Source organism: Thermobifida halotolerans (genome assembly GCF_003574835.2).
Classification (GTDB): domain Bacteria; phylum Actinomycetota; class Actinomycetes; order Streptosporangiales; family Streptosporangiaceae; genus Thermobifida; species Thermobifida halotolerans.
The window spans coordinates 391,678-414,775 of sequence record NZ_CP063196.1 but is presented as its reverse complement, the minus strand read 5'-3'; the positions used below and the strand labels follow the sequence as shown (position 1 = coordinate 414,775).

Annotated in this window: 24 protein-coding genes; 6 read left to right on the top strand and 18 right to left on the bottom strand. The window is 73.4% G+C overall.

The genetic code is table 11. The features are described 5' to 3' along the window. Positions 1–21: 21 nt before the first annotated feature. From NI17_RS01820 to NI17_RS01810, 3 genes are all read right to left on the bottom strand, one after another. Positions 22–645, bottom strand: a complete 624-nt coding sequence (locus NI17_RS01820) for an endonuclease domain-containing protein (protein WP_147416923.1) — start codon at positions 643–645, stop codon at positions 22–24. Positions 646–1,096: 451 nt separating this feature from the next. After that, positions 1,097–1,321, bottom strand: coding sequence for a DUF397 domain-containing protein (locus NI17_RS01815; RefSeq protein WP_068692520.1), 225 nt, complete (start codon positions 1,319–1,321; stop codon positions 1,097–1,099). A gap of 5 nt (positions 1,322–1,326) precedes the next feature. After that, positions 1,327–1,881, bottom strand: coding sequence for a DUF5753 domain-containing protein (locus NI17_RS01810; RefSeq protein WP_267887205.1), 555 nt, complete (start codon positions 1,879–1,881; stop codon positions 1,327–1,329). A 166-nt stretch (positions 1,882–2,047) separates the two neighbouring features. On the opposite strand from NI17_RS01810, the gene NI17_RS01805 reads away from it, so the two are divergent. Beyond that, on the top strand, positions 2,048–2,443 hold the full coding sequence (locus tag NI17_RS01805; protein WP_119267894.1) for a hypothetical protein: 396 nt from the start codon (positions 2,048–2,050) through the stop codon (positions 2,441–2,443). A gap of 92 nt (positions 2,444–2,535) precedes the next feature. Continuing rightward, a complete protein-coding gene (locus NI17_RS01800; RefSeq protein ID WP_119267893.1) occupies positions 2,536–3,375 on the top strand; it encodes a hypothetical protein in 840 nt (279 codons plus the stop codon). A gap of 50 nt (positions 3,376–3,425) precedes the next feature. On the opposite strand, the gene NI17_RS01795 is transcribed toward NI17_RS01800, so the two are convergent. The 12 genes from NI17_RS01795 to NI17_RS01740 form a co-directional block, all read right to left on the bottom strand. Then, on the bottom strand, positions 3,426–3,950 hold the full coding sequence (locus NI17_RS01795) for a DUF6879 family protein (RefSeq protein WP_068694065.1): 525 nt from the start codon (positions 3,948–3,950) through the stop codon (positions 3,426–3,428). A gap of 528 nt (positions 3,951–4,478) precedes the next feature. After that, entirely contained in the window at positions 4,479–5,378 is a 900-nt protein-coding gene (locus tag NI17_RS01790) for a glycosyltransferase family 2 protein (protein WP_068694067.1), read from the bottom strand. Then, positions 5,375–6,253, bottom strand: a complete 879-nt coding sequence (locus NI17_RS01785) for a glycosyltransferase family 2 protein (protein ID WP_068694069.1) — start codon at positions 6,251–6,253, stop codon at positions 5,375–5,377. Before NI17_RS01785 ends, NI17_RS01790 begins: the two co-directional genes overlap by 4 nt. An 81-nt stretch (positions 6,254–6,334) precedes the next feature. Then, entirely contained in the window at positions 6,335–7,309 is a 975-nt protein-coding gene (locus NI17_RS01780; RefSeq protein ID WP_068694071.1) for a UDP-glucuronic acid decarboxylase family protein, read from the bottom strand. Between the two features lie 74 nt (positions 7,310–7,383). After that, positions 7,384–8,070, bottom strand: a complete 687-nt coding sequence (locus tag NI17_RS01775; RefSeq protein ID WP_068694073.1) for an SDR family oxidoreductase — start codon at positions 8,068–8,070, stop codon at positions 7,384–7,386. Positions 8,071–8,126: 56 nt separating this feature from the next. Then, positions 8,127–9,521: a D-glycero-beta-D-manno-heptose 1-phosphate adenylyltransferase gene (gene rfaE2 / locus NI17_RS01770; protein ID WP_068694074.1), complete on the bottom strand. Its 1,395-nt coding sequence runs from the start codon at positions 9,519–9,521 to the stop codon at positions 8,127–8,129. Further along, positions 9,518–10,111, bottom strand: coding sequence for a D-sedoheptulose-7-phosphate isomerase (locus NI17_RS01765; protein WP_068694076.1), 594 nt, complete (start codon positions 10,109–10,111; stop codon positions 9,518–9,520). The genes rfaE2 and NI17_RS01765 overlap by 4 nt, the downstream gene beginning before the upstream one ends. Before the next feature lie 2 nt (positions 10,112–10,113). Beyond that, positions 10,114–11,379 (bottom strand): glycosyltransferase, encoded by a 1,266-nt coding sequence (locus tag NI17_RS01760; RefSeq protein ID WP_084012890.1) that lies wholly within the window; start codon positions 11,377–11,379, stop codon positions 10,114–10,116. Next, positions 11,376–12,329: a glycosyltransferase gene (locus NI17_RS01755; RefSeq protein ID WP_243597696.1), complete on the bottom strand. Its 954-nt coding sequence runs from the start codon at positions 12,327–12,329 to the stop codon at positions 11,376–11,378. The genes NI17_RS01760 and NI17_RS01755 overlap by 4 nt, the downstream gene beginning before the upstream one ends. A gap of 89 nt (positions 12,330–12,418) precedes the next feature. After that, complete coding sequence (locus NI17_RS01750; protein ID WP_068694078.1) at positions 12,419–13,405, bottom strand: glycosyltransferase family 9 protein; 987 nt, start codon at positions 13,403–13,405, stop codon at positions 12,419–12,421. 233 nt (positions 13,406–13,638) lie between these two features. Then, positions 13,639–15,171 carry an HAD-IIIA family hydrolase gene (locus tag NI17_RS01745; protein ID WP_243597588.1) on the bottom strand — a complete coding sequence of 511 codons (1,533 nt, stop codon included), beginning with the start codon at positions 15,169–15,171 and terminating at the stop codon, positions 13,639–13,641. A 1-nt stretch (position 15,172) separates the two neighbouring features. Then, positions 15,173–16,819 (bottom strand): carbamoyltransferase family protein, encoded by a 1,647-nt coding sequence (locus tag NI17_RS01740; protein WP_068694108.1) that lies wholly within the window; start codon positions 16,817–16,819, stop codon positions 15,173–15,175. A gap of 176 nt (positions 16,820–16,995) precedes the next feature. Between NI17_RS01740 and NI17_RS01735 the strand changes: the two genes are divergently transcribed. Beyond that, positions 16,996–17,457, top strand: a complete 462-nt coding sequence (locus tag NI17_RS01735) for a DUF6098 family protein (protein WP_068694080.1) — start codon at positions 16,996–16,998, stop codon at positions 17,455–17,457. Positions 17,458–17,731: 274 nt separating this feature from the next. Here the strand turns inward: NI17_RS01735 and NI17_RS01730 are convergent, their stop codons facing one another. Further along, complete coding sequence (locus tag NI17_RS01730) at positions 17,732–18,667, bottom strand: Rieske (2Fe-2S) protein (protein WP_068694082.1); 936 nt, start codon at positions 18,665–18,667, stop codon at positions 17,732–17,734. 134 nt (positions 18,668–18,801) lie between these two features. Between NI17_RS01730 and NI17_RS01725 the strand changes: the two genes are divergently transcribed. After that, entirely contained in the window at positions 18,802–19,827 is a 1,026-nt protein-coding gene (locus tag NI17_RS01725) for a glycosyltransferase family 9 protein (RefSeq protein WP_068694084.1), read from the top strand. A gap of 71 nt (positions 19,828–19,898) precedes the next feature. Here NI17_RS01725 and NI17_RS01720 read toward each other — a convergent pair whose 3' ends face one another. Then, positions 19,899–20,306 carry a ChaB family protein gene (locus tag NI17_RS01720; RefSeq protein WP_068694086.1) on the bottom strand — a complete coding sequence of 136 codons (408 nt, stop codon included), beginning with the start codon at positions 20,304–20,306 and terminating at the stop codon, positions 19,899–19,901. A 77-nt stretch (positions 20,307–20,383) separates the two neighbouring features. Continuing rightward, on the bottom strand, positions 20,384–20,830 hold the full coding sequence (locus NI17_RS01715; protein WP_068694088.1) for a hypothetical protein: 447 nt from the start codon (positions 20,828–20,830) through the stop codon (positions 20,384–20,386). A gap of 165 nt (positions 20,831–20,995) precedes the next feature. On the opposite strand from NI17_RS01715, the gene NI17_RS01710 reads away from it, so the two are divergent. Further along, on the top strand, positions 20,996–21,376 hold the full coding sequence (locus NI17_RS01710) for a DUF3140 domain-containing protein (RefSeq protein ID WP_068694090.1): 381 nt from the start codon (positions 20,996–20,998) through the stop codon (positions 21,374–21,376). A 49-nt stretch (positions 21,377–21,425) separates the two neighbouring features. Further along, positions 21,426–23,048 (top strand): cytochrome P450, encoded by a 1,623-nt coding sequence (locus NI17_RS01705; protein ID WP_234402163.1) that lies wholly within the window; start codon positions 21,426–21,428, stop codon positions 23,046–23,048. The last annotated feature ends 50 nt before the right edge of the window (positions 23,049–23,098 follow it).

Below are 23,098 nucleotides of genomic sequence, written 5' to 3'. Positions count from 1 at the left end.
TGCCGCCTCTGCCTCCGTGTGTCAGTACGACTCGTACCAGTGTTCTCTGTCGCGGCGGCGGCACATCGCCATGTAGTTGATGCGGCGTTGGATTCGGCGCAGCCGCGCTGGATGGGGAGCCCAGCCGCGTCGTTGGAGGCGGAGCAGTAAGGCGGACAGCACCTGGTCGGGGCTCTCCACCACGTTGGCGCTGGTGACCACCAGCACTTCCCACCCCAGGTCGCGGAATTGGGCACGCCGCCGCTTGTCGTGGCTTTGGTCGGCGGGCCGGGTGTGGTGTTCTCGACCGTCGTATTCCAGTGCCAGTCGGTAACGGGGAAACCCCAGGTCGAGGAAGGCCCGCCTGCCGTCGGGCAGGAGGAGCGGAACCTGGGAGTGGGGGTGGGGCGGTTCCGCGTCGCGGACCAGGCACCTGCACCAGCTTTCCATCGCCGAGGCGGCTTGGGGGTCGGCCCCGTCGAGCACCGAGCGGACCCGGCGCGCGTGGCTGTGCCCGGTGAGGGAGGAGACCAGGCCGTCCACCTGGTCGGTGTCGGCTCCGAGGGAGAGGAGCTGGTCCACGGCCGCGACCGCTTCCAGGCGCGGCAGGCGGCGGGCGCAGTCGAGGACGGTGCGCTCCCTGGTGGTGACGGCGACCCCGGTCACGGTGGTGACCTGTTCTGCGGTGAGGTCCCATCGGTGGAACCGTGGACCGGGACCTGAGGGAAGGCGGCCGGTCTGCGGAACGGTGATCTCCAGTGGCCACCTTGAGTCCGACACACCTGGTGGGAACACGTCGACACCGTGCAGCCAGGCGGCGGTACGGGAGACGAAGACCGCTCCGGGCGGCAGGTGGGGGACGCCTGACGCACCCGGGCGGGGATTCCCGCTGCGGGAGCGCCGTTGAGGAGCTGGGAGAAGCTCATGTTCTCGGGGGAGGAGCCGTACTGCGGAAGGTCACCCATGCCCCGAGTGTGAGCGGGGCGCTTCACGCTGCGGCAAGACTGTCTGCTGCCTGTGCATGACCCGAGCTGGGAGACGCGGTGCGGGTCCGTCCGGGATGAGGCATTCCAGGCCCGCCCCCCTGGGGGCTCGGGTGGAATACCTCTGCCTCTCCCTAGCCCCACGAACCAGACACCCGCCAGACACGCCCGCCCCGGGCCGCCCGCACGAAGGCGGCCCGCACGAAGGCGGCCCACTCAGAGACGGGGAAGGCCAACACGGCGGCCTCGGGATGCTTGGAGTCACGGACAGCAGTAGCGCCGGGGAGGTCGGCGACCTCGACGCAGTTCTCTCGGCCTCCGCTGTAGCTGCTCTTGCGCCACGCCTGCTGATCAGACACTTGGCTCACTCTTCTAGGGACTTGATGACCTCTTCGACGAGGTTCATGGACAGGGTGGGGTTCAACGCCGCCGACTGGGTTCGGCTGATCATGGCGTTGTACTCCCGGACTTCGTCGTCGTCTTCGAGGTACAGGGTAGAGGTAGGGGTTTCTACGTAGACGACGCTGGTGTCCATAGGGTCGGGGAAGTCCATGATCGTGAAGCTTCCCGTGGTCGCGGCGTGCGCTCCCGCTTTGAACGGCAGGACGTAGATGTCGATGTTGTGCCGGGAGGCCATGTGGGTCAGGTGGCGCAGTTGGGTGCGCATCACCTCGATTGAGCCGACGAGGCGGTGGAGCGCCCCCTCATCGATCACTGTCATGAAGTGGGGTGGATCGACCCTGCTGAAGATGTTCTGCCGTTCCATGCGTGCCTTGACCAGGCGGTTGATCTCTTCGTCCTCGCGGAACTTGTAGGCCCGGAACACCGCGTCGGCGTAGTCCGGTGTCTGGAGCAGTCCCGGGATGACCTGGGCTTCGTAGGAGCGGATGACTGATGCTTCGCTCTCGAAGTCGGGCAGGCCGCCGGGGAAGGCGTCTTTGTACTTGGTCCACCATCCGCGCTGCTTGGCGAGCTTGGCGCACTCGTGCAGGGACTCGCGGATCTGGGGGTCGTTGACCTTGTAGATGTTCAGCAGTGCGTCGAGTTCGGAGGCGGGGATTCTCTTCTGCTCTCCGCTCTCGATCTTGGAAATCTTCTGCTGCAGTAACCCTCAAGAGAGCCAGCCTCTCGTTCCCAACCCCCGCATCGCCCTCCTCTCCCAACTCGCCGAGGCCGTCCGGTCCCTGGGCGGGACCGCGCTGCTCGCCCTGTCCGCCACCTCCCACCCCGTGCTCTACGTCCGCACCTCCGGCCGTCTGGTGCCGGTGGTGGTGGTCCACGGCGTCACCGGGGGCTGGTGGTTCATCTGGGGCCGCACCGGGCAGGCGCCCACCACCCACGTGGCAGGGGCCGCCGCCGCGCTGTGCGCCGAGCACACCGGGGCTGCTCCTCGCCGGAACCTGGTGGCCGAGCGCCGCGCCACGCTGAGAGGACGGCGGCCACGCCGTGTGGGCCGTCTTCGAACCCCCGCTCCCCGCTGATCTCGACGGCAGTGGGCCGTTTCCGCCCCTCAACGGCCCACTCACCTCGACCGCGTCAAGCCCGCACCCACCCCTCCCGTGAAAGCCCGCCCATGCCCGCACCCGACACCCTCGACGCCCGCCGCGAACCCCTGCGCTTCGGCTACAGCCTCGCCGAACTCGACGACATCGCCGCGACCGCCGCCGCCACCGCCTACCACCGCAGCCACCTCAACCGGCAGGTGCGCACCGAAACCGCGTGGGAGGCCATCACCACCCACCTCTACGCCACCGACACCCCGCCGCAGCGCCACGAACTCCTGCGCGTCGCCTGGAACGCCATCAGAGACGCCGCCCGCGCCGACTGCTCCTTCCGCGGCTGGCACCCCGGCTACGACACCGTCACCCGCCCCGGCTTCGAGCGCTACTGGGCCCTCGCCGCCAACCCCCACCCCAGCCCCGAACCCGGCGTGGTCGAACGCCTCGCCCTCGCCCAGATCTGGCCCGCCCTGCGCCCCCGCCACCGCCGGGTCCTGCTCGCCCTGGCCGCCCACGACGACCACACCCGAGCCGCCGAAGCCGTCGGCCTGAAGTACCACAGCTTCGTCTCCGCCCTCTCCCAGGCCCGCCGAGCCTTCCTCGCCCTGTGGCACCAACACGAGATTCCGTCCCGCCCGTGGGGCCACGACGTGCGCGGCAAACACACCCACGGCCGCCGCACCGTCACCGGAACCGTCCTGCGACTGCGCCAACGCCAACGCGCCCGACGCGGCGCGCCCGTCCCCCACCCCCGCCACCGCAGAAAGGACATCGGCATCCCCGACACCGAACTCGCCCGCCGCTACCAGGCAGGCGAAACCCTCAAAGCCATCGCCGAGACCGTCGGCCTCAGCAAGACCGCCGTGCGCAACCGCATCCAACCCCACCTCACCGGCCGACAACCCCCGCACTGACCGGGACGGCCTACCTCAAACGGGAAACGGCCGCGAGATCGCTGCTCTCGTCACTCGACATCGTGGTGGACGCGGTCCCAGTAATCGGTGTAGGGAACGGCGGCGGCGAGCGCTTTGTCGCGGTATCCCAAATACTCGGCGGTCAAGTCTTCGTCGATGCGCTCGGCGCCCAGGAACTCACCGGTCCCGGTGTAGTGCATCCTGAGGACCGTCTTCTCGTCGAAGAGCCAGAAATCATGATCTGGAAGGTCTGGGACGGGGTGGTCGGAGAGGTTGAGGATACTGATCTCCTCGCCGTCCCTGACGTTTCCGGGGTAGCCCCAAGAGAGTTGGAACCTCAGGTAATCACTCAGTGGAGGAGTGAGAACGCGGACTCGTCGCAGCCTTCTCCCGGTGCTGGTGATGCTGCGGACCCAGGGGTTGTGCCGCCACTCCTCGGGGAAATCCCCGCCGGAAAGGAAACGGTCGAAGTATTCGGCTTCCTCTGCGACACGGTACGTGTCGAGTGTCTCCAGTCGGAAAGCCGATGACGTGAACGAAGCGAAGTATTCTGCGAGCTCTTCCTCAGAGATCACGGGCGACCCTCTCAAGGAGTTCCCGGGGAACCTCGACAGCGGTCTCCCCCTGAGGAAGGTCCACTTGACCCGCCATCTCGCTGTCGCTGACCACGTACCCCTGGATCACGTACGTTCCTCGGTCAGTTGCGTAGACTGTACGTTCCGTCGATCCTGGTCAGACGCACGGGGGCCGCTCTCCCTCCGACAGGATTCGGGATTTCATGCCACGACGTTAGAAGCCCCTGCCCTGGAAGACAAGCATGAATGTTTTCCGAAACGGGAAACCCTCGGGCGTTCAATGGTGGCCGGTGTTCTTCGGAGCGCACACGGCGCGCTCCGACCGAGGTCTGACGGCCGCCTGGCGAGCACCGGCCGTAGGACTCCGCGCCGACCAGCCCACGGCATTCCACCCCGACCCCAGCGGTGCCCCACCCCTGAGGCCCAGGCGGAATACCCCGCGTCCCCCTCGTTGATCTTGACACCAGGGGGCCGCACTCGCGCTTCACGGCCCCACTCACGTCGATGCCGACACCCCCGGGGCGGGCCTCAGCCCACGTAGCGGCGAGCTCGGGAGTGGCGCTGCGGTTCGGCCAGCAGGCGCAGTCCCCGCTCGATCTCGCGGGGCACCGGGCGCCGTTCCCGCAGCACCCACGGCAGCCCCGCGACGGCCGCGGCCAGTGCCCGGGCGCTGGCCGCGTCCTTGGGCACGGCGCGCAGCACCGCGCCGGTGCGCAGCAGCGCCCCGCCCAGGGGGCGGCGCAGCCACGCCGTCCACAGCGTGTTGCGGATGCCCAGGCGGCGGCGCACGCGGCTGTCGCGCCTGCGGGAGGCGGCGTGGTGCACGACCATGTCCTCGATCCAGCACAGCCACCATCCGGCGGCGGCCAGATCCAGGGAGAGCAGCTCCTCCTCCCCGCCCAGCCACAGCCTCGGGGAGAACCCGCCCGCCTCGGTGAACGCGCTCACCCGGAACACCGACGCGCCCGCCAGCACACTCAGCAGGGCCGGGCCCGGAAGCTCCGGCGGCCCCGGCACCGGAGAGTGGCGCAGCTCCGGGGTGATGGGGTCCTCCCGGCCGTCCGGCTCGACGACGATGCGCGCGGTCAGACAGCCGATCCGGGGGAACTCGTCGAGCAGGTCGGCGGCGCGCTCCAGCGACCCCGGCTCCCACCAGGTGTCGTCGTCGCAGAACGCCACGTACGGGGTGTCGAGCGCCTCCACGCCGATGTTGCGGGCCACCGCCCCCAGGTTGACGGGGGCGCGGATCAGCGCGACCTCGGGGTGCTGCGCCGCCACCGCCTCGGCGGTGCCGTCGGTGGAGGCGTTGTCCACCACCACGACGGGGGGCGACTCGGGCAGGTCGCGGAGTCTGCGCAGGGTGTGCAGCACCTCCGGGCGGCGCTGGTGGGTGATGACGACGACGCCGACCCGCGGCTCGGCGCTCACCGCGTCTCCAGCACGCGCATGTCGTTCTCCACCGACGGCGGCAGACGGTGCCGGGCCGCGAGCACCCGCGGCATGCCGCGCAGCACGTCGCCGAGGGCCTGGCGGGCCGGTGCGTCCCGCAGCCCCCGCCGGGCCAGGCCCGCGGTCGCGCCGAGCGCCCGCGCCCAGGGGCGGCGCAGCCACATCGTCAGCACCGCGTTGCGCTCCTCCAGGCGCCGCCGCCACGGACCGGGCGGCCGCTGGGTGGAGGGATGATGATGCGCCCACACCTCGGGCAGATGGCACGGCTCCCACCCGGCGGCGGCCAGGTCCAGGGCGAGCAGGGTCTCCTCCCCCGCGAAGAACAGCAGCGGGTTGAACCCGCCCACCTCCTCGAACGCCGCCACGCGCACGACCGACGCGCACGCCATGAACCCCAGGACGCGCGGGCCCGGCAGGCCGGGCACGGTGCCCAGCCCGTCGGCCAACTGCGCGTTGATGGGGTCGGGCCGCGCGTCCTCGCCGACGCTGACCGAGGCCGCGACGAGTCCCAGGCGGGGATGGGCGTCGAAGGCGTCGGCGGCGCGCTCCAGCGCTCCGGGCTCCCACCAGGAGTCGTCGTCGCAGAACGCCGCGTACGGGGTGCGGGCCAGCGACACCCCTATGTTGCGCGCGGCGCTTCCGATGTTGCGGGCCAGCGACACCACCTGCGTCTCGGGAAAGAGCGCGCGCACCGACTCGGCGGTGTCGTCGGTGGAGGCGTTGTCCACGACGACCACCGGCGGCCGGGGGCGCAGCCGCGCCAGTCGGCGCAGCGTCCGGTGCAGTTCCTCCCGGCGGTTGCGGGTGGCGATGACGACGGTGACCCGTCCTGCCGTCTCCCGGTTCTGCTTCACCCGTGTCCCCCTCCTCGGTCTGGTCCCCCGGTGATCACGACTACCCGCGTGCGCGGGCGCCTACCGTCCGCGCGGAGGCGGTCAGTTCACCGGAACGACCCGCTCGGACATGGGCGGCAGGCCCCGCTCCCTGCGGAAGTAGTCGACGGTGCGGCGCAGCCCCTCCTCCAGCAGCACCCGCGGCCGCCAGCCGAGGCTGGTCCGGGCCAGGGTGATGTCGGGCCGCCGGAACCGCGGGTCGTCCTCCGGCCGGTCGACGAAGACGATCGGCGAGTTGGAGCAGGTGACCTCCTTGACGAGTTCGGCCAGGGCCAGCACCGACAGTTCCTCGTCGCTGCCGATGTTGACCGGCCCGGTCAGGTCGCTGCGGGCCAGTGCGAGCAGTCCCGCCACGGTGTCGTCGACGTAGCAGACCGAGCGGGTCTGGCGGCCGTCACCGGCGACGGTGAGCGGTTCGCCGTCGAGCGCCTGGCGGATGAAGGTGGGGATGACGCGGCCGTCGCCGGGGCGCAGTCTGGGACCGTAGCTGTTGAAGATCCGCGCGATCCCCACGTTGGTGCCGTGCGCGCGGTGGCAGGCCATCGTCAGCGACTCGGCGTAGCGTTTGGCCTCGTCGTAGACGCTGCGCGGGCCCACCGGGTTGACGTTTCCCCAGTAGTTCTCGCGCTGCGGATACTCCAGCGGGTCGCCGTAGACCTCGCTGGTGGAGGCGAGGACGAACCGGGCGCCGTGCTCCTCGGCGAGCCGCAGGGCGTTGCGGGTGCCCAGGCTGCCCGCCTCCAGGGTCTCCACCGGCAGCCGGAGGTAGTCCCGCGGCGACGCGGCGGAGGCCAGGTGGAAGACGAGGTCGACGGGTTCGTCCAGGTCCACGGGTTCGGTCAGGTCCGCCTCGACCAGGCGGAAGTTCCCGCGGTCGAGCAGGTGGGCGACGTTGGCGGCGCTGCCGGTGGCGAAGTTGTCCGCGCACACCACGTCCATGCCCTCGTCCAAGAGTCGTTCGCACAGGTGGGAGCCGATGAATCCGGCTCCTCCGGTCACCAGGGTGGTGGGTGCCATTCGGGCCTCCTCACAGGGTCCGTCCCCGCCGCCGCGACCCGCGTCGGTGCGGCGGCGGGGTCCTCGGATGGGAGTCACGGCCAGGACGTCTCCGTCGAGGGGCAGATGACGAGTTCGCGGACCTCGCAGCCGGACGGCTGGCGCAGCGCGAAGAGCACCGCGTTCGCCACGTCCTCGGGCCGGTTGAGTTTGGCGTCGGGGCCGGGCTTGTACTGCTCGCTGCGGCCGTCGAAGAACGCGGTGTCCATGCCGCCGGGAACCAGCAGGGTCACCCCGACCTGCCCGGCGAGCTCCGCGGCCAGCGCCCGGGTGAACCCGACGACCCCGAACTTGGAGGCGCAGTAGGCGGTGGCGTCGCTGAGGGCGCGCAGCCCCAGCGTGGAGGCGCAGTCGACGATCGTGCCGCCGCTGGCGCGCAGGTGCGGCAGCGCGGCGCGCACCACCGCGGCGGTGCCGAGGAGGTTGACGCGGACCACCCGCTCCCAGTCGTCGGCGGGCACGTCCTCCAGGCGTCCGCAGGCGTCGGTCCCGGCGGCGTTGACCACCGCGTCGATGCCGCCCGCCCGGGCCGCCAACTCCCCGACCGCGTTCTCCGTGGCGGTCCGGTCGGCCAGGTCGGCCTTGACGAACGGCCACTCCTCGCCGGGGTGGTGGATGTCGATGACGAGCGGGGTGCCCCCCTCGTCCGCCACGGCTCGGGCCACGGCGGCTCCCAGGCCGGAGGCGCCACCGGTGATCAGCGTGTTTCCCAACGGGCGCATCGCGTTTCCCTTCTGTCGGTTCGTCACTTCGGGTCGGACGGGGCTTCGGGGCCGGGTCAGCGGGAGGTGGCGCGCACGGACTCCACCAGACCGCTGGTGGAGCGCCCGGGCAGCAGCGGCAGGCACACCACCTCCCCGCCGTGGCGGCGCACCACCGGGGTTTCGGGCAGTTCGTCGGGCGTGTAGTCGCCGCCCTTGACCCACACGTCCGGACGCAGGCGTTCCAGCGCGTCCAGCGGGGTCTCCTCGTCGAAGATCCACACCGCGTCCACGCACTCCAGCGCCGACAGGACGTGCGCGCGGTCGTGCTGGCCCACCAGCGGCCGGTCGGGGCCCTTGAGGGCGCGCACCGACGCGTCGCCGTTGAGGCACACGACGAGGCAGTCCCCGAGGGAGCGGGCCCTGCGCAGCAGGCTGACGTGTCCGGCGTGCAGGACGTCGAAGCAGCCTCCGGCCGCCACGACCCGGCCGCCGCGGGAGCGCACCTCCTCGGCCACGGCCAAGGCGTCACCGCCGGGGGTCACCGCCAGGGCCGACGGCTGGGGGTCGAATCCGGCCGCGGCCCCGCCCACCGCCGCGGCGCCGCCCGCGCGCACGAACTCGGTGGCCCCGGCCACGCCGCGGGCGACGGCCCGCGCGGGGTCGTCGCCGTCAGCCAGCGCGCCCGCGGTGTGCGCCGCGAAGGCGTCTCCCGCGCCGCAGACGTCACCGGGGTCGGACAGGGGCTCGGCGGTGACGCGGCGGTGGTCGCCGCGGGCGTCCGCCCACACCGCGCCGTCCGCTCCGAGGGTGATCGCCACCGACCCGGCGCGCCACCGCTCCGCCAGCTCCGCGGCCCGCAGCGCCACGGCGCGCGGGTCGCCGTCGGCGCCTCCCGCCTCGGCCGCGTTGGGGGTGACCAGACGCGCGCCCGGCACGGGATCGGAGCCGCGCGGGTGCGGGTCCCACACGATCGGTGTGGTCGCGGCGCGTTCGGCGAGGAGTCGGCGCACCTCCGCGAGTTCGGTCAGGCCGCGTCCGTAGTCGGAGACCAGGATCGCCGCCGCGCTGTCGAGCACCTCGGCCAGCCGCGCGGTCGACGCGGTGAGCGCGGCCCGACCCGCTCCCTCGTCGAGGCGGGCCACGGTGCGACCGTCGGCGCGGACGCGGGTCTTGACCGGGGTGCGGCCCAGCAGGGGGAGGGTCACCAGGGACACCGCGTCGCCCAGCAGTTCGGCCAGGCGGACACCCGCGGCGTCGTGGCCCAGCGCGGTGACCAGCACGACCCGGCGGTTGCGCAGCGCGGCGCACCAGGCGGCCAGGGCGGCCCCGCCGGGGCGGTGCCGGACGCGCGCGTCCTCCACCACGGGCGCGCCGGGCGCGTCGGGGCAGTCGCGGCGGGAGACACCGTTCAGGTCGACGTCGAGCAGGGCGTCTCCGATCACCACCAGCGGTCCCGTCCTGCCGGTCATGCGCGCGCCTCCCCGTTGCCCGCGGTCCGGGCCAGCAGACCGACCGGGGCCAGCGCCGCGTCGACCGCCTCGCAGAACAGGTGGACCAGCGCGAGGTGGACCTCCTGGACCGTGGAGGTGCGGGTGGTGGGCACCGCCACGGTCTCGTCGCTGGCCGCGGCCAGTGCGCTGGGCGCGCCCCCGGTCAGGGACCAGCAGGTGACGCCGAGCTCCCGGGCGGTCAGGGCCGCGGCGATGACGTTGTCGCTGGTTCCGCTGGTGGACAGGCACACCAGGATGTCGCCGGGGCGGGCGTGGGCGCGCAGTTGCCGCGCGTAGACCTGGCGGTAGCCGTAGTCGTTGGCGATGGCCGTGACGCTGGAGGTCTCGGCGTGCAGGGCGATGGCCGACAGGGGACGGCGCTCGCTCTCGAACCGTCCGGTCAGCTCCGCGGTGAGGTGCTGGGCCTCGGCGGCGCTGCCTCCGTTGCCGCAGGCGAAGAGGCGGTGGCCGGAGCGCAGCGCGGCGGCCGCGACGCGCCCCCACTCCTCGACGCGTCCGGTGTCGGTGGCCTCCAGTGCCGCCCGTAGTTCCTCCAGGTGGGCGTGCATGGCTACTCCCCCCTCAAGCTGTTGGGACCGGTCAGGACGTGGGGGCGGACCCGGGGCAGGTCGGGGGCGAAGGAGGGGTGGCGTGCCAGGCGCAGCGCCTCGGTGTAGCACTCCTCGGTGCGGTGCGCCACGAACTCCCAGGAGAAGCAGGCCGCGGCCCGGTCGGCCCCGGCGATCCCGTAGCTCTCGGCCGCGACGACGTCGCCGAGGAGGGTGCGCAGCCGCGCGCCGAGCGTCTCGGGGGCGCGCGGCGGCACGAGCAGGCCGGTGACCTCGTGCACGACGGTGTCCCGGTGGCCTCCGACGTCGGAGGCGGCGACCGGGACGCCGCAGGCCATCGCCTCCACCGTGCTCATGCCGAACGGTTCGTACCAGGGGACGTTGACGGAGACGTCGGCCGAGCGCAGCAGCGCCGGGACGTCCTCGCGCGCCACCCGGCCCAGGAAGCAGACCCGGTCGGCCACCCCGACCTCCCGGGCGATCCGGTGCAGGCGCACCGCCTCGGGGTCGGTGCGCAGCAGGTGGGCCTCGGGGCCTCCGGCGACGAGGAGTTCGGCCTCGGGGACCGCGGTCAGCGCCCGGATGACCGTCTCCACGCCCTTGCGTTCGACCAGGCGGCCCAGGCTGACCACGCGCGGCCGGTCGCCGCGCGGCGCGCGCGGCCCCTCGGGGGTGAAGCGGTCCAGGTCGACCCCGCAGGGCACGACCTGGACCCGGTCGGGCCGCACCCCCCAGGAACGGAGTTCCCGCTGCTCCTCGGTGGAGGTGGCGATGATCAGGTCGGAGCGCAGCGCCACGGACCGCTCGATGGCGATGCGTTCGGTGGGGCTGGTGTCGGCGACCCCCTGGTGGCGGCGTTTGGTGACGCCCAGGGCGTGGAAGGTCTGCACGACCGGGACGCCCGCGTCCTGGGCGGCGTTCAGCGACGCCATGCCGCTCATCCAGAAGTGGGCGTGCACGATGTCGGGGACGTCGCGGGCCCAGTCCGCGCGCAGTTGCCGGGCGAACTCCGGCATGTGCTGGGGCAGGTCGTCCTTGCCGATCTCCTCGGCGGGGCCGGCGCGCACGTGACGGACCCGCACACCGGGGCCCATCGTCACGTCATCGGGTGACTCCTCGTCTGTGCGCCGGGTGTACACGACCACCTCGTGCCCCAGCCGCGCCAACGCCTGGGAGAGTTCGGCCACGTGGACGTTCTGTCCCCCGGCGTCTTCTCCGCCGAGCGCCGCCAGCGGGCTGGCGTGCTCGGAGACCATGGCGATCCTCACCGTGTCACCTCCTGGAGCAACCGGTCCCAGTCGGAGTGGAACCGGGCGAGTCCGTATCTGCGCAGGGCCGCGGCGCGGGCCGCCGCCCCGACCGCGCGGGCGTGGTCGGGGTCGGCGAGGAAGTCGCGCAGCGCCGCGCGCAGGCGGTCGGGTCGGGTCGTGACGATTCCGGCCTCCGGCGGAACCGCCTCGTAGGCCTCGGTGGTGCCCAGGACCGCCACGGGCAGGCCCAGCATCATGGCCTCGATCAGGGACAGGCCCAGCGAGGTCCAGCGGATGGGGTGGACGTAGGCGCGGCAGCGCGCGAGCCGGTCGTGCATGGCGTGCTGCGGCAGGTCCTCGTGGACGCGCAGCCGGTCGGGCGGCAGCCCCAGGCGTGCGGGGACCCCGGTGACGCCCATGCCGAACAGGTCCAGCGGCGCGCTCTGCGCGATCAGCGGCAGCAGGTCGGTTCCGGTGACCCGCCAGCGCCGCAGCGGTTCGTTGATCACCGCCCCGGCCCGCTCCGTCTCCCCGGTGTAGCGGTGGCCGGGGTCGGCGACGCCGTGCTCGACCACCGCGGTGGGGGCGCGCCCGCAGTCCCAGAACAGGGCGTTGAAGTGGGTGACGTGCACCACCGTGACGTCGTCGCGGTCGGCCATCGGGTGCCGGGTGAGCGGAACGTCGCCCTTGGGGGTGTTGTGTTCGACGTAGACCGCGGGCACGTCGCGGCCTGGGCGGCGGCCCAGCAGGCGCTCGGCCAGGTCGAGTTCGTGGGGGCGCTGCGCGATGACGAGGTCCACGTCGGTGTGGCGCAGCTTCTCGTGGGGGATCTCGACGGCGTTGTCCGGCCACGTCCAGGTGGCCGCGCGCCCCCTGCCGTCGGGGCCGCGGTCGGGGGTGACCGGCAGCAGGCAGACGTGGCCGCCGTGCACGAACGACGTGGTCCACGAGCCGTGCACGTGCCACATCAGGATGCGCAGGGTGCGCCGGGGCGGCGGCCCCGCGTGGAGTCTGGCACCCACCGCGGCGCGCGCCAGCCAGCGGTCTCCGATCTGCGTCATCGTCCCTCCATGAGTTCGCGGACGGCCCGCACGACCTCGTCGGCGGTGACCGAGTTCAGGCAGGGGTGTCCCGGTACCGGGCAGACCCTGGCGCGGCTTCCGGCGCAGCGCTCCGTCTGGTTGCCCAGCAGGCGCAGCGGGGTGCCGTAGGGCGCCCACGCCGAGGCGGGCACGACCGGGGAGAACAGCGAGACCACGGGCGTTCCCACGGCGGCGGCCAGGTGGGCGGGGCCGGTGTTCCCGGCGACCAGCACCGCGGCGCGGTCCAGGACGTCGGCGAGTTCCGGCAGGTCGGTGCGCCCGGCCAGGTCGGCTCCCCCGGCTTCGGCGACGGTCGCCGCCTCCCCCTTGTCCTCGGCCGAGGCGGTCACCACCACCCGGATTCCCGACGCGCTCAGCCGCGCCGTGACCTCGGTCGCCAGGGGCACCGGCAGCTCCCGTGCGGGCACCGACGCGCCCACGTGCACCGCCACGTACCCGTCCGGCCCGGTCAGGGCGGTGGTGTCGGGCAGGGGGCGGCGCACGGCGAGCCGTCCGGGGTCGTTCGATTCGAGCCGGTATCCGGCGGCCTCCGCCAGCGACAGCATGCGCTCCGCCTCGGGGATGCCGTCGGGGACGCGGTGGCGCAGGTCGAGCAGGCTTCCGGGGTAGTCCACACTCACCGCGCCGATCCACGGCACCCCCGCCAGGCGCAGCAGCAGGGCCAGCGGCAGCGGCGACTGGTGGAAGGAGGTCAGGATCAGCGCCGCGTCGGGGCGTTCGGCGCGCACCTGGGAGCACAGCAGGTCGACCTCGGCGCGTTCCACGGGCGGCGGGTCGGGGTCGATCCACGGGGCGCACCACTCGATGACCCGGTCCACGCCGGGCAGCATCCGGGCCGCGGCGCCGCCCCGCGGCCCCGCCAGCACGACCACCCGTCGGGCGGTGCGCGCCACGGCCCTGATCGCGGGACCGGCCAGCAGCACGTCGCCGATGCTGTCCATCCGGGCGACCAGGACGGTTCTTCCGTCTCCCCCCTCCCCCGGGGGAGGTCCGGCGCTCTGCGGGACGGGTCTGGGACGCAGCGGGTGGGCGTGCCCGCAGGCGACGGGGGCGGGCGGGGTGCGCCGCCGGGAGGGCGGGCGGCGGCGCCGGGTCGCGGTGGACGGGCGCCGCGGATCGGCGGTCCACTCCTGCGGTCGCGGGCTCGGCTCGCGCGCGTCGGGATTGTGTGGTGTCAGCCGCGAAACGGAAACCAAACCCGTCCCTCCGCTCTGTTGGACGCACCCGCGTCGATCAGCAGTTGCACGGCGTCGACCAGGTCGGTCGCCGTCTCGGGGGCGGCGTGGCGTTCGGTGTCGAGGGTGGCCGCGGTGGGCACGAGCACTCCCCGGGCTCCGGCGGCCGCGGCGGCGGCCACGTCGGCGCCGATGTCGCCGACGACCGCGCAGTCGCGAGGACGCAGCCCCAGCGCGGCGGCGGCGTCCTCGATCATCCCCGGGGCGGGCTTGCGACAGCGGCAGCCGTCGCCGTCGCCGTGCGGGCAGACCCGCCACACGTCGAAGGGGCCGAGGAGTTCGTCGACGCGGGCGTTGACCGCGTCGACCTGCTCGCGGGTGAGCAGCCCGCGGGCGATCCCCGACTGGTTGCTCACCACGCCCACCCGCAGGCCCGCGTTGCGGGCCAGCCGCAGGGCGGCGCGCGCGGCGGGCACCGGACGCACCTTCTCGGGGTCGCCGTTGTAGGGCACGTCCTCGACGAGGGTGCCGTCGCGGTCGAACAGGACCGCCCGGATGCGGGACTCGCCCGCGAGGAGGCGGGCGGCGCGCAGCTCGCCGCGCAGGCGCTGCCAGCACGCCAGCGGCGGGATGAGTGCGCTGGTGACGGCCATGTCCGTGATCTCGGCGGCGTCGCGCGGTCCGGGGCTGACCCGCCGCCAGGTGAACTCGGCGGTACGGGCCAGCCAGACCGCGCCCAGGGCGGCGGCGAGGCGGCGCCGTCCCGTGGCGGCGGCGGCGACGGCTCCCGCCAGGGTCGCGGTGGTCGCCACGTGCCAGCGGAACCTGCCGGGCCGCTCCCCCACACGGTCGCGCCAGCGGGGACCGTGCAGCCGCCGCATCAGCACGTCGTCGGCGTTGCCGCGCTGGGCGGCCAGGCTCGCCCAGCGTCCGCCCGAGCGCAGCGGGTGGGCGCACACCCGGTCGCCGCGCACCAGGCGGTACCCGGCGTCCATGACGCGCAGCGCCAGGTCGGTGTCCTCGCGGTAGGCGCGGGTGAACCTCGGGTCGAATCCGCCGACCTCCTCCAGCGCGGCGCGCCGGTAGGCCATGTCCGCGGTGATCCAGCGCGCGTCCCGCAGCGCCAGGGTGGCGCGCTCGGCGTCGGTGGGCCGGTGCCCCTCTGGGACGGGCACCTCGATCCGCCCCTGGCTGCCCGCCACGTCGCCGGGCAGTCCCGCCAGGTCCGCGCGGAGCCTGGCGGGCCAGTCCGCGGGCGGTTCCACGTCGTCGTCGAGGAAGGCCACCCATTCGGTGCCGGTGGCCCGCCAGCCGAGCTCCCGGGCCATGGCGGGTCCGTTGCCGCCGGAGCGCAGCAGGCGCAGCAGCGGCGACTCGGGCAGCGGCAGCGGTCCGGGCTCCAGCCGGTCGTCGACGACGACGATCTCGGTCGGCGCGTCGACGGGGTCGGCCGCCAGGAGCGGACGCAGGGCGCGTTCCAGGGTGGGGCGTCCCACGGTGGGGACGACCACCGCGTAGTCCGGCTGCGGCATGTCAGCTCCTCCCGTGCCGTCGGACGACGAGGGGGCCGAGGACGAGCAGGTCCACGGGGGCGGAGCCGAAGCACTCCAGGGCGTCGCGCGGGGAGTCCACCATGGGCCGTCCCGCCGTGTTGAGGCTGGTGTTGACCAGTACCGGCAGGCCGGTCCGGGCTTCGAAACGCTCCAGGAGGCGGGCGACGAGCGGTTCGGCGGCGGCGTCCACGGTCTGGACGCGGGCGGTGCCGTCGACGTGCACCACCGCGGGAATCCGGTCGCGCCACTCGGAGGCGACGTCGTGCACGAAGAGCATGTACGGGCTGGGCAGCGGCCCGGCGGAGAAGATCTCGGCGGCCCGGTCGGCCAGCACCATCGGCGCCACGGGCCGGAACTGCTCGCGGCCCTTGACCCGGTTGAGGCGTTCCAGGTTGGCGGCGTCGCCCGGGTGGGCGAGGAGGGAGCGGTGGCCCAGGGCGCGCGGTCCGAACTCGGCGCGCCCCTGGAACCACGCGACGAGCGCGTCGCGGGCCAGCGCGTCGGCGACCACGTCGGCCAGGTCGTCGGGGCGCTCGTAGGCGATGTCGGCCTCGTCCAGGACCGCGGCGAGTTCCGCGTCGGTCCAGGAGCGGCCCAGGTCGGCGCCGTGCATGGGGATGACGGGCTCTCCCGCCTCGGCCGCCAGGTGCAGTGCGCAGCCCAGCGCCGTCCCGGCGTCGCCGGAGGCGGGCTGCACCCACACGTCGGTGAACGGGCTCTCCCGGAAGATCCGGGTGTTGGCCACGCAGTTGAGCGCCACCCCGCCCGCCATGGTCAGCCTGCTCTGCCCGGTGCGTTCGTGCAGCCAGCCCAGGATGTCCAGCAGCACCTCCTCCAGCCGCCGCTGGACGCTGGCGGCCAGGTCGGCGTGGTCGGTGGTGTGCTCCTGGCCGGGGTCGCGGCGTTTGGCGAGGGCGTTGAAGTCGATGTCGGCGACGTGGACGCGCCCGTCGCCCTCGTAGCGGACCAGGTCGCGCAGTTCCGCGAGCATGCGGGGGCGGCCGTAGGAGGCCAGCGCCATGACCTTGTACTCGTCGCTGGAGCGGCGGAATCCCAGGTGCGCGGTGAGGTTCTCGTACATCAGCCCCAGGGAGTGCGGCAGTTCCTGGCGGGCCAGCACCTCCAGGCGTCCGCCGGTGTAGACCCCGGCCAGGTGGCAGGCGTCCTCGCCGCGGCCGTCGGCGACGAACACGGCGCTGTCGGCGCTGCCGTCCGCGGGCGGGGCGGCCAGTCCGGCGGAGGCGGCGTGCGCCACGTGGTGCGGGATGTGCCGTACCCGGGCCGGGTCCAGTCCGGGCAGGGCGGTGGCCAGGAACGCGGGGGCGCGCCGGGCGTACAGGGTGCGCAGCTTCTCCCAGGACGGGTCCTGGCCGGGGCCGTCGGGGACGACGAGCGCGGGATCGTAGGAGTAGCCGACGGCGTCGAGTTCCTCGGCCCGTATCCCGGCCTCCTCCAGGCACCACCGCATGGCCTGGACGGGCAGCTCCCACGCGGAGAACGGAACGGCCTCCTTGCCGTGCTTGCGTCTGCTGAACCGCTCCTCTTCGGCCGCCGCCACGATCCGCCCGTCGATGACGAGCGCAGCGGCCGGATCGTGAAAAACGGCGTTGACGCCGAGGAATCGCATCAGGTCGTCCCCTCTCGCCTCGTATCGGACCATCGACTACCAAGAGAAGCGCTTCTCAAACACTGCGTCGTCGAAGGGGCAAAAACGGGCGTGTCCGGGATGCTGTGGCCGGTCACACGGGGTATCGGGGAGGGATGCGGGATTGCCCCGTGGGGGACGGGGTAGTGCGGGAGCCCATGAGGACCTCGTCCGGAACCGAGCAGGAGTCCCACGACACGCGCCTGCCCGTGGTGGAGGGCCTGGAGGCGCTGGTGTCGCTGGTGGCCGGGGCCGAACGGCCGCTCTACCTGCGCCACTCCCGGGGACCGGACGCCGACTCGGCCAGTGTCAGCAGGGACTACGAGAGCGGTCTGACGCTGCCGGGACTCTCGGCGACCGTACTGACTCCGGAACCGTGGTGGACCCGTCCGCTCGCCGACTGGCTGGCGCGGCAGATCTGCAAGTACGTCGAGATCACCGACTCGGCGGACGACCGCGCGGCGTGGGTGCTGTCGGGCCGGGTGAGCGGTCGCGGCCCCGACCACGAACCCCTCCTCACCGACGTCACCCCGATGGCCTGGCTGTCGGAGGCCACGGTGGAGGAGGCCCGCCACCGCTACACCGCCCGCTTCGACGTGGGCCGCGACTCGACCGGGTGACACCGGAACCGACGGCCGCCCCTGCCCAGGGGTTTCGGGCGGCCTCCACCCCAGGGGGCCTTGCAACCCCAGCCCCGAGGGTGGTTTTCAAGTGACCTTGACCTCCGGGGTCTTGGAACCTCGGCCCCGTGGGAGTGGTGTCACAAGACCCCCTCGGGCTGAGGCCGCCCGAAGCCCCCACAGGGCCGAGCTTCCACACCCCCGGGGTGGAGGCCGCCCGAAGACTCCCCGGAGGCCACACCCTCTCGCCCCCGGCGAGGCTCGTCGGAAACCGTCAACGGGCCTGGGTCTTCTCCTCGCTCGGAGCCCCGGTCTCGGCCCGGGGGCGCGGGACCTCCATGTCCGGCCGGTCCTTGGGGCGGCGTACCCGCACCACGCCGTCGCGCACCGACACCTCCATCATCGGCTGGGCCGCGGTGGCCGGGCCCTGCGCCACCACGCCGTCGGTGGTGCGGAAGGTGCTGCCGTGCCAGGGGCAGACGAGGCAGTCGCCGTCGATCTCGCCCTCGTACAGCGGTCCGCCCAGGTGGTTGCAGAAGCCCACGAGCGCGCGCACCTGCCCGCTGGTACGCACCACCGCCAGCGGCACGTTGCCGACGTCGGCGCGGGTGGGCCTGCCCTCGGGGAAGTCCTCGACCCGACCGATCTCCTCCCAGTCGGAGGGCATCCAGTCGATCAGGAAGTCCGCGCGGTTGACCCCGCTGGCCCGGTAGTAGGACAGGTGGCCGCCCAGCATGCCGCCGACCGCCACCGCGCCCATGCCCATTCCGGCCAGCGTCGCCCCCAGAGGCTGCTGGCCCCGCGACCGCGCCAGCGAGGACAGCCCGTACAGCGCTATGCCCGTCCCGTTGGTCAGCGCGTGGACCACGCCGACGCGTTGCTGCCGCTCGTGCTGGCGCGTCAGGTCCATCCATCCGGCGAGCACGGCCGGAACGGACGCCAGGATGCCGACGTTCACCAGGAGATGGGCCGATCTGCGCAGGCCGGGGCCGCCGCCGGGGACCAGGTCGAGCAGGGTCGCCGACAGCCACGCGCCGATCGGCAACTGGACCAGCAGCGGATGCGCCGGGTGGCCGAGCGGCACGCCGTGCAGTGCGTCGCGCACCTTCCCCTCGGGGACGACGCGGTCCACCACTCGCTTGGCGAAGGCCGCGATCCGGTCCAGGCCCCGGCTCCGTTCGATCTTTCGCATGGGTTCACCGAGTCTCATGGGCGCCCGGCTACCCGCGAAGCGGCGAGCCGAACCGTGCGCCGCGGCCGTTTCCGGTCGGGAACGCGGAGGTCGGAGGGGCCCGGACTCCCCGGTCGACGTTTGCCCTCCCCGCCTTTCGGTAGGCGTTCCACATGGAAGAAGACCGTGCTGCCTCACCCATCGTCGCTGTCCCCCGCCCCTCCGGACCGGACCGCAACCGGCCGATCCTGCTGGTACTGCGCGCACTCGGGCTCGGTGACTTCGCGACTGCGGTTCCCGCGCTGCGTGCGCTGGACCGCGCCTTTCCCCACCACCGCCACATCCTGGCGGGTCCCGACTCCTACGACGACCTGCTCGCGTTGGCCGGTCTGCCCTGGGAGACCGTCACCGTGGACGGTCCCCACACCCCGCCCTGGAAGGGGCTGAACCCGCCGGACCTCGCGGTCAACCTGCACGGACGCGGACCGCAGAGCGTGCGCGCGCTGGCCGCGCTCGGCCCCCGGCGGCTGTGGACGCACAGCGGCGCGGACCCCGCGGCCCCCGACGGGCCGCCCTGGGCCGACGACGTCCACGAGGTGGACCGCTGGTGCCGCCTGCTCGCCCACTACGGCGTCACCGCCGACCCCGAGGACCTGAGGTGGCCCGAGCCCGCGGGCGGCGCGGTCCCCACGGGGACGGCGGTGGTCCACCCGGGCGCGGCGTCCGGTTCCCGCCGCTGGCCGGAGCTGCGGTTCGCCGAGGTCGCCCGCCGCCTGCGGGAGCGGGGGCTGCGGGTGATGGTCACCGGTTCGGCGGAGGAGCGCCGGATCGCCGAGCGTGTCGCCCGGGTCGCGGGGCTGCACCCGCAGGGCATCGCGGCGGGCACGACCGGACTGTCCCAGCTCGCCGCGCTCGTCGCGGGCGCGCGCCTGGTGGTCAGCGGCGACACGGGGGTGGCGCATCTGGCGACCGCCTACGGCACCCCGTCGGTCGTGCTGTTCGGCCCGTCCTCACCGAAGACGTGGGGGCCGCGCATCGACACCGACCGGCACCGCTGCCTGTGGGCGGGCACCACCGGCGACCCGCACGCCGACCGGATCGACCCGGGGCTGGCCTCGATCACCGCGGACGAGGTGCTCAACGCCTGCGAGGACCTGCTCGCCGCACGTCCCCGCGCGGACGTCCCGTCCCGGCCCTGACGGCCGCGGCCCCGCACGTGAACGTGCCGCCGTGGTCACGGTCGCCGGGGACCGTGACCACGGCGGCGGTCTCACGATTTGCGCGCCTGGCGGGTGCGGGAGCGGTTCTCCTTGCGCAGCGCGTCGACCAGCTCGTCCTTGTCCATGGTGGAGCGGCCGGAGATGCCCAGTTCACGGGCGCGTTCGTACAGGTGCTTCTTGGAGGCGTTGGCGTCCACGCCCTCCGCGGTGGCGGTGTCCCTCCCCCGCCCTGCCCGGGGGTTGGTCGCCTGCGGATCCGACGGCCCCTTGCCCTCCTTGGGCTCCCAGTGGTCGCCGACCTTCTCGAACTTGTGCTTCAGGGCGGCGTAGGCGGTGCGGTGGGCGCGTTCGCCCTCCCCGTAGGTCTCCACCGCCGAGTCGTGCGCCTCGGCCCAGGTGCGCTGGGCTTCTTCGGGAGAACGCTGCAACGTGCTGGGAAGTTCGTCCTTGGCTGGCATGACCGGTCCTCCTCTGCTGTGCTGATCGGACCCGGCTCCTCAGTGGCGCGGCTGACCCGACCGCGCGCGGATAAACGTCACCGGCGCATCCGACGCAGCGCGGCGGCCAGCGCGTACCCGTACACCAGGTGCGCCGTCACCATGGTGGCGGCGCGTCCGGGAGCGTCGCGGTGGGCGGGCGGCTCGGCGGTCACCTTCGGTACCCAGCCCTCGTAGCTGACCAGCCACACCCCCAGCCCGTAGCCCAGACCGAGCAGGGCGCGGGGCGGGCGCCCGCCGGTCAGCGCGCCGAAGACGGCTCCCGCGCCCGCACCGAACCCCCAGTGCGCCGCGGCGGCCGCGAGATTCTCCCCCGGACGCGGACTCTGCTCCCGTCCCCCCGGCAGGAAGCGGCGGATCAGCAGCTTCGGCGGCGTACGGCCGACCTTGCCCTCCTTCCGCGCCGCCGCCATGGCCCCGCTCATGGCAACCGTCGCCGCGAGTCCCGCCACCGCCCCCTGCGCGGCCGATCCCAGCACGCCCATGCTCTCCTCCGAACCACTGCGCGAATCGTGTCGTGTGCCGTCCCCCCGCTACCGCCCGGACCGGCCGCCAAACCCCGCCACGGCGCGCCGGGGTTTGCGGTGGGCGGAGTTCGGTAGCGGGACCGGGAGAAACGTCGGATCCGGAGGAGTCACGGGGAGGCAGACATGGCTCACAACCGCCTCGGCGGCGACACCGCCGAACTGTGGACGCGATTCCACGAACTCGTCAACATGAACGGCAACGAACTGCGTTCGTGGCTGTTGACGGAGGCGTCGGGACCGGAGGTCTTCACCTCCCACCCCTCCCTGGACATCGATGTCACCGGGCGGGACATCATCCACGTGCTGGACAAGCGGCGCACCGACCTGACCGACGAGGACGTGCAGACCATGCGCGCCGTGGTGGAGGAGGTGTCGTCCCTGCTCGTCGAGCCGCGGCCGGACGACGAGAACTGGCGGCGCACCCTGATGAGCCTGGGACACGACCCGCTCAAGCCGGACTCGCCCCGTCCGGGAGAGGACCCGGAGATCAACGGTTCCGAGTAACCCGCGGGCCCCGGAGCCCGCGCGGCGTCTGACATCAGAAAGGCATCCCATGTCGTCACCTCTGCCCTCTCTACCCCGCGCCTCCGTGTCGGAGCAGGCGCGGATCACCGCCACCCTGCTGACTCCCACCCTGGTCAGAGGGGTTATCGTGCGTCGGCCCGGCGGCATGGCGGCGGTGGGCGCCCTGGACGCCGACCGGCACGCGGTGGAGACGATGCGGCGGCTGCGCGCCGCGCACGGTCCCGGACCGGTCCGGACGAACCTGTTCGGCAGGCGCGCGGTCCTGCTGCTCGAACCCGACCAGGTGCGCCGGGTCCTGGAGGGCACACCCGAGCCGTTCACCTCGGCCAACGCCGAGAAGCAGGGGGCGCTGTCACACTTCCAGCCGCACGGGGTGCTCATCTCCGAGGGGCAGGAGCGGCAGCGGCGCCGGGAGTTCAACGAGACCGCTCTGGACACGCCCCACCGGGTGCACGCCCTGGCCGACTCCTTCCTCGCCGTGATCCGCGAGGAGGTCGAGATCCTGGACCGCGCCCTGGGTCCGGACGGTGAACTGACCTGGTCCCGGTTCGCGCCGTCCTTCTGGAACGCGGTGCGGCGCATCGTGCTGGGCGACGCCGCCAGGGACGACCAGCGCCTCACCGACCTGCTGTACCGGCTGCGCTCCGACTCCAACTGGTTCTACCTGCGTCCCCGGCGCGACCGGTTGCGCGCCGGATTCGGCGAACGGCTCCGCGCCCACCTGGACCGGGCCGACCCGGACAGCCTGGCCGGTGCGTTCGCCGGCGACCGGGCGCCGGGCGGCGTCGACCCGGCCGGGCAGGCGCCGCACTGGCTTTTCGCGTTCGACGCCGCCGTGATCGCCGCCTTCCGCGCGCTCGCGCTGATCGCGTCCCACCCCGAGCAGGCGGAGGTGCTCCGCGCCGAACTCGACGAGCACAACCCGGCCGCGCCGGAGGGAACGGCCCGTCTGGAGCGGCTGCGGGCCACCGTCCTGGAGTCGGTCCGCCTGTGGCCGACCACGCTGGCCATCCTCCGCGACAGCACCGAGGCCACCGAGTGGGACGGCGCGGTGGTTCCCGCGGGCACGGCTTTTGTGATCCTCAGCGCGTTCTTCCACCGCGACCCCGAGCGGCTGCCCTACGCCGACCTGTTCGCGCCGGAGGTGTGGCTGGACGGCACCGCCGAGGAGGACGGGCTGGTCCCGTTCAGCGGCGGACCCGCGGACTGCGCGGGCCGCAACCTGGTGCTGTTCACGACCACCGCACTGCTCGCCGCCCTGCTGGAGCGCCGCGACCTGCGTCTGGTGGAGCCGGCCGCGCTGCGCCCGGACCGGCCGCTGCCCTACTCGCTCAACCACTTCGCCCTGCGCATGGCCACCCGGCCCGTGCGTCCGCACGGCGTGCCGGGGAACCGCCCGTCGCCGCCGCGGCGAAGAACCGATTCCGTCCAGGAGGGAACGACGACCATGGCCAATCCGACCTTCATCGAGGTGCAGAAGGCGCTGTCCGGCGTCGACTATCCGGCGAACAGGGACGACCTCGTCAACCACGCCAGGGGCAGGGGGGCCGAGGACCGGGTGCTGGAGGCGCTGCGCGGTGTCGCCGACCGCAGCTACTCGGGGCCCGACGAGGTGAGCAAGGCGGTGTCCGAGACCACCGGGGGCCGGTGAGAGGCCGCGACGCCGCGAGGACACCGCGGGGCGCGCCCGATCGGGCGCGC

Coding starts and splice junctions, on each gene's coding strand:
- NI17_RS01800 (WP_119267893.1), top strand. CDS start 2,536: ATGCCCGCACCCGACACCCTCGACGCCCGCCGCGAACCCCTGCGCTTC.
- NI17_RS01780 (WP_068694071.1), bottom strand. CDS start 7,309: ATGGCACCCACCACCCTGGTGACCGGAGGAGCCGGATTCATCGGCTCC.
- NI17_RS01775 (WP_068694073.1), bottom strand. CDS start 8,070: ATGCGCCCGTTGGGAAACACGCTGATCACCGGTGGCGCCTCCGGCCTG.
- rfaE2 (WP_068694074.1), bottom strand. CDS start 9,521: ATGACCGGCAGGACGGGACCGCTGGTGGTGATCGGAGACGCCCTGCTC.
- NI17_RS01765 (WP_068694076.1), bottom strand. CDS start 10,111: ATGCACGCCCACCTGGAGGAACTACGGGCGGCACTGGAGGCCACCGAC.
- NI17_RS01755 (WP_243597696.1), bottom strand. CDS start 12,329: ATGTGGCACGTGCACGGCTCGTGGACCACGTCGTTCGTGCACGGCGGC.
- NI17_RS01750 (WP_068694078.1), bottom strand. CDS start 13,405: ATGGACAGCATCGGCGACGTGCTGCTGGCCGGTCCCGCGATCAGGGCC.
- NI17_RS01745 (WP_243597588.1), bottom strand. CDS start 15,171: ATGCCGCAGCCGGACTACGCGGTGGTCGTCCCCACCGTGGGACGCCCC.
- NI17_RS01740 (WP_068694108.1), bottom strand. CDS start 16,819: ATGCGATTCCTCGGCGTCAACGCCGTTTTTCACGATCCGGCCGCTGCG.
- NI17_RS01735 (WP_068694080.1), top strand. CDS start 16,996: ATGAGGACCTCGTCCGGAACCGAGCAGGAGTCCCACGACACGCGCCTG.
- NI17_RS01730 (WP_068694082.1), bottom strand. CDS start 18,667: ATGAGACTCGGTGAACCCATGCGAAAGATCGAACGGAGCCGGGGCCTG.
- NI17_RS01725 (WP_068694084.1), top strand. CDS start 18,802: ATGGAAGAAGACCGTGCTGCCTCACCCATCGTCGCTGTCCCCCGCCCC.
- NI17_RS01720 (WP_068694086.1), bottom strand. CDS start 20,306: ATGCCAGCCAAGGACGAACTTCCCAGCACGTTGCAGCGTTCTCCCGAA.
- NI17_RS01715 (WP_068694088.1), bottom strand. CDS start 20,830: ATGGGCGTGCTGGGATCGGCCGCGCAGGGGGCGGTGGCGGGACTCGCG.
- NI17_RS01710 (WP_068694090.1), top strand. CDS start 20,996: ATGGCTCACAACCGCCTCGGCGGCGACACCGCCGAACTGTGGACGCGA.
- NI17_RS01705 (WP_234402163.1), top strand. CDS start 21,426: ATGTCGTCACCTCTGCCCTCTCTACCCCGCGCCTCCGTGTCGGAGCAG.